Annotated in this window: 10 protein-coding genes; 1 reads left to right on the top strand and 9 read right to left on the bottom strand. The window is 32.3% G+C overall.

The features are described from left to right. Nucleotides 1–150: 150 nt before the first annotated feature. Entirely contained in the window at nucleotides 151–621 is a 471-nt protein-coding gene (locus B2671_RS09950; protein ID WP_346870269.1) for a hypothetical protein, read from the top strand. A gap of 166 nt (nucleotides 622–787) precedes the next feature. Here B2671_RS09950 and B2671_RS09955 read toward each other — a convergent pair whose 3' ends face one another. From B2671_RS09955 to B2671_RS09990, 9 genes are all read right to left on the bottom strand, one after another. Then, nucleotides 788–1222 carry a hypothetical protein gene (locus B2671_RS09955; RefSeq protein WP_346870270.1) on the bottom strand — a complete coding sequence of 145 codons (435 nt, stop codon included), beginning with the start codon at nucleotides 1220–1222 and terminating at the stop codon, nucleotides 788–790. Continuing rightward, complete coding sequence (locus B2671_RS09960) at nucleotides 1215–1343, bottom strand: hypothetical protein (RefSeq protein ID WP_346870271.1); 129 nt, start codon at nucleotides 1341–1343, stop codon at nucleotides 1215–1217. The genes B2671_RS09955 and B2671_RS09960 overlap by 8 nt, the downstream gene beginning before the upstream one ends. Nucleotides 1344–1408: 65 nt before the next feature. Further along, on the bottom strand, nucleotides 1409–1543 hold the full coding sequence (locus B2671_RS17520) for a DUF1064 domain-containing protein (protein ID WP_349679338.1): 135 nt from the start codon (nucleotides 1541–1543) through the stop codon (nucleotides 1409–1411). Next, nucleotides 1504–1704, bottom strand: coding sequence for a hypothetical protein (locus tag B2671_RS09965; protein WP_346870272.1), 201 nt, complete (start codon nucleotides 1702–1704; stop codon nucleotides 1504–1506). Before B2671_RS09965 ends, B2671_RS17520 begins: the two co-directional genes overlap by 40 nt. A gap of 85 nt (nucleotides 1705–1789) precedes the next feature. Next, entirely contained in the window at nucleotides 1790–1981 is a 192-nt protein-coding gene (locus B2671_RS09970; protein ID WP_346870273.1) for a hypothetical protein, read from the bottom strand. Nucleotides 1982–2198: 217 nt separating this feature from the next. Further along, the gene (locus B2671_RS09975) at nucleotides 2199–2600 is read right to left on the bottom strand and encodes a hypothetical protein (protein ID WP_346870274.1); all 402 of its coding nucleotides are present in this window, start codon (nucleotides 2598–2600) and stop codon (nucleotides 2199–2201) included. A 141-nt stretch (nucleotides 2601–2741) separates the two neighbouring features. Then, the gene (locus B2671_RS09980) at nucleotides 2742–3425 is read right to left on the bottom strand and encodes an amino acid ABC transporter ATP-binding protein (RefSeq protein ID WP_346870275.1); all 684 of its coding nucleotides are present in this window, start codon (nucleotides 3423–3425) and stop codon (nucleotides 2742–2744) included. 13 nt (nucleotides 3426–3438) lie between these two features. Next, the gene (locus tag B2671_RS09985; protein WP_150843985.1) at nucleotides 3439–4080 is read right to left on the bottom strand and encodes an ABC transporter permease subunit; all 642 of its coding nucleotides are present in this window, start codon (nucleotides 4078–4080) and stop codon (nucleotides 3439–3441) included. 12 nt (nucleotides 4081–4092) lie between these two features. Then, nucleotides 4093–4263 (bottom strand): transporter substrate-binding domain-containing protein (locus B2671_RS09990; protein ID WP_346870299.1); only part of this gene is annotated, 171 nt, incomplete at its 5' end.

The raw sequence follows: 4263 nt of genomic DNA on the forward strand, positions 1-4263 counted from the left end.
TACTATTCAATTTTCAAAGAACAAGTTTAAATACTTATTTCGTTTTATCCGCATACTCACAATTATATCCATGCATAAATTTACTGACTTATGAAATCCTAATACTTAGAAACTAAATATTATAAATAACAATATTGTGAGGTTATAAAATTGAATTTAGTTTTTAATAACTCAACTGCTAATGCTCAAAGTTTAACTTTTGTTCCAAGCTCTCCAGTAAAAGATGGTTTTATAAAAATACATTCCAGCGGAAAATTGGCTGCCAAAGGTGGCGATCAAAGACTTTTAATTCGCGTAAATGGTGCCAATACTGCTTATAGAAGTTTTGTTCATATGGGCGGAGATGCTGGGCTCGGTGAATGGGATGATAGAGGTTTTTATATTGGCCGTAACGGGTGGTCCCTCGATGCAGCTTTTTCACTTGAATTTACACTTGCTGTTAATTCATCTTCTCAAAAAATAGTTGGCAGTGGTTCTTCAGTTTTTGCACTTGGTGATAATCGTATTCTCGGGTACGAAAGTCATGGATTTTTTGTAACTAACCAACCTATTTCTCAAATTCAAATATTATTTACAGGAGGAGTTGCTGATTGGCAATCTCGTTTCTACCAAATTAATTAATAATTTCTATTTTATTAAAGGAGGGAGTCATTGTAATCTCCCTCAACTATCTTTACTTTTGGAATATGCTATATCCCCGATTACCATACATACCCTCCATTATTATATGATTGTCATATGAGAACACAGTTGTAATACTGTGCCCTTGTTAATGAGTATTTCCGCCTTATGCTTCTTGATTAATTTCCATATTTAAATTATCAAATAAACTAATTTGATTTTTCTTGAATGGCACTGCTATAAAATATCCATCTATAAGCTGAACGTCTCTTTCATTTGAATATGATCCTTCATCTTTAAATTGTTTCTTTAGTGTGGTTGTAAGTTTATGTTCAAATACAGGTCTCTTATACTTGTATTCTCTTTCAACCATTTCACCAGTTTCCGAATCTACTTCTGGTATTGTTTTATAATGTGTAGGTAGTTCAAGGTTTAACTTAAGAGATATTTCTCCACTTTGGAAGTTACCATCATAGACCAACTGTATAACTTTCTGTATCTGTTTATCTAATACTCCTCTCATTTCATCAAATATTGGGCTCTCAACATCTATGTCTAATATCTTCCTTGATAAATCTAGCTTTTCGCTTATTTTATTCATGTTTCTTTTTCTCCCTTCTAATCTTCTTTAATTCAAAATAATCTACAAATCCATACTTACCTCCATACTTTAAATTTCTAGCAACCCATGTAAGCTTTTCTTTGTATTTATGGTTAAACATCTTATATCTTAACTCCCCTTGCTGAGTGCTAAATCCTTTAACATCTATTAGTTATTCACAACCATCTAGATGATGTCCGGCGTGTATGTTATAGCTCTATGTGTCTTGCCATCCTTCTTAAATATTGGAATAAGAGTATACTTTGGCTGTAATTCAAAATTTAGTATTTCACCCTCTGCCATCCTTTTAATATATTCCATATTTTAATTAATTCAGCCATTCCAGGTATAAGCTCTGTTGCACTTATTAATTGCTTGGTCTTGTTTTGTGTTTTTGACAATCCAATTCCATTTCGATATTTATGTCCTCCACCTCCAAAGCAAACCCTCATTAAGTAATAAAACCTAACTGCTGATTCCAAATTATCCTCCGACCATGATTCCCATTTCCACCTATCCACTTTATATTGCTTAATCTTTTGAGTTTCAATTTATCACCTAATTTCTTTAAGCAATAAAACTTAATTGTTCTATCTGAATAGGAATGTCTTCCCACTCTACACCTATATAATCTAATACCTTACCCCATCCAAATTTTTCTCCCGTCTCCGGATCTGTAACACATCTATACATCCGAAATTTCCACTCCTTAGGATTACGCTCTCTTAATCTATCAAATCTATGTGGCTTTTTTTCCATGTGTACACCAAACCCACACATACTACATCCAGTTCTCTGAGCTTTAGTATTATATAGAGTACTATCTGGNNGACTTTTAAATCTAAAGATAATTGCAACAAGTCTTGTCTTTTAAATATTGCAAATGGCGCACTTCTTATCACTGTTTTCCCATAACAATTACAACCATGGTATATTAATGATTCTTCTCTTTGTCCACCTTCTGAGGCCATCATACCTAAGTAAGGATAGCTTTCATGTTCCTTTGACCAATCACCGCATGGGGCTTTTCCTTCATGTGATAACAACATTGGTTAGAGACTTTAAAGAAGGCCTCTTTGTAGTTTGTATCATACTTATTATTTTCCATGCCTGCAAACAAGTTTAGCCATTTTTTAGGTAGTTGCATTCTACTATTTTTAGCATAATGACCTTGTTCTCCGCATTCACCAGTAATGATTGCATGTCTTACTGTGGTATTTCTTTCAGTTGGATTTTGAGGTGTCTCTATTCTACCAGTTAATTTCTTTGATATTACAGGGAATTCAACTTCATTTAATATCTCTACTTTTGATTTATATAGTGCAAGTTTAATTATTTCTAATTGCTCATGTATCCTTTGAATACTTTTATCTTTCATTATTGTAAGAATTCCATGAAAAGCTCTAACTTCTACTTTAATTACAGATACAACTTGTACATTACATATTTTTCATATCAAACTTTCCCTAATAATAAACAAAAATAAGGATAATCCCATCATAAAGAGATTATCCTCGCTTTAAATATACATATGTTCATTTTTTAATACTCCATTATCCATAGATAAAATTCTATCTGCTACTATAGTTGCAAAAGTCATATCATGAGTAATAATTAAAACTGTCATGGCCTTTTCAATACTTAATTTTTTTATAAGATTTGCTACTTCTTCAGTGATGGTTGGATCTAGGGCAGAGGTTGGTTCATCAAAACATATAAGTTTTGGATTCATTGCAAGGGCCCTTCCTATGGCAACTCGCTGTTTTTGTCCCCCTGAAAGTTGAAATGGATAGCTATTTTCTTTATTTGCAAGTCCTAAAAAACCTAATATTTCTTTAGCTTCATTTTTAGCTTCTTCAATAGCAACTCCCAATACCACCCTTGGAGCTTCTGTAATATTTTCCAAAACATTCATATGTGGGAATAAATTAAAATTTTGAAATACTAGCCCCACATCCATCGGTATTTCCAACTTTTCCTTTCTTTGAGCCCCTTCTCCATCTTTGTATAAATACTTGTTGTTTATTATTATAGATCCCTTATCAGGTTTAGTTAATCCACTTATACACCTAAGAAGGGTGGTTTTTCCACCACCAGAAGGTCCTACTATAACAGTGATTTCCCCTTCTTTTATTTCAAGGTTTACGCCTTTTAAAACTTTACTATCACCAAAACTTTTTTCTAATCCAATTACTCTAAGCACAATATACCCTCCTCTATTGATAGTAGCTATACCTTTTTTCTAATTTTTTAAAGATTTCACCAAATAATGCAATTAAAAGTAAATATATCATTCCTACTATTAAAAGGGGCATAAGAGAAGCTTCTGTATTAGATGCTATTTTACCAACTTTTAGTAGTTCGTCTAATCCAACTACATACACTAAGGCAGTATCCTTTACAAGTGTAATAGTCTCATTTGCCAGAGCAGGAAGTATTCTCTTAATAGCTTGTGGAAGAATTATTTTGAAAAATATGTATTTTTGAGAAAAGCCAAGAACTTTAGCTCCTTCGTATTGTCCTTCCTCTATAGAAATTATTCCAGCCCTAAATATTTCTGCAAAATATGCTGCATAATTAAGAGTAAATGCTAATATAGCAGCAGGAAATCTGTTAAAGGTTATCCCTATAATAGGTAAACCAAAAAATATAAATACAACTTGCAGGAGTAGGGGTGTCCCTCTCATAATTAAAATGTACCCCCTTGTTATTTTGTTCAATATTTTGTTTTTAGATAATCGTCCCTGGGCAACTAGTATTCCAAGAGGTATTGAAATTACAAGTGTTAATATAAATACCTCAATGGTTACTTTTAATCCTTGGAATACTTGTGGTAATAGGGTAATTAAATTATTCATATAAATACACTCCTATTTAATTATGTCTTGTCCAAACCACTTTTCGGAAACTTTCTTAGCTGTACCATCTTTTTTTATATCCTCAAAGGCTTCATTAAGCTTCTCAAGCAATTCTTCATCACCTTTTCGTATACCAACACCATAAGATTCATCTCCAAAATCATCATTTAATATTTTATATTT

The sequence above is a fragment of the Clostridium sp. UBA5119 genome (assembly GCF_002414285.1).
GTDB classification, from domain to species: domain Bacteria; phylum Bacillota; class Clostridia; order Clostridiales; family Clostridiaceae; genus Clostridium_J; species Clostridium_J sulfidigenes.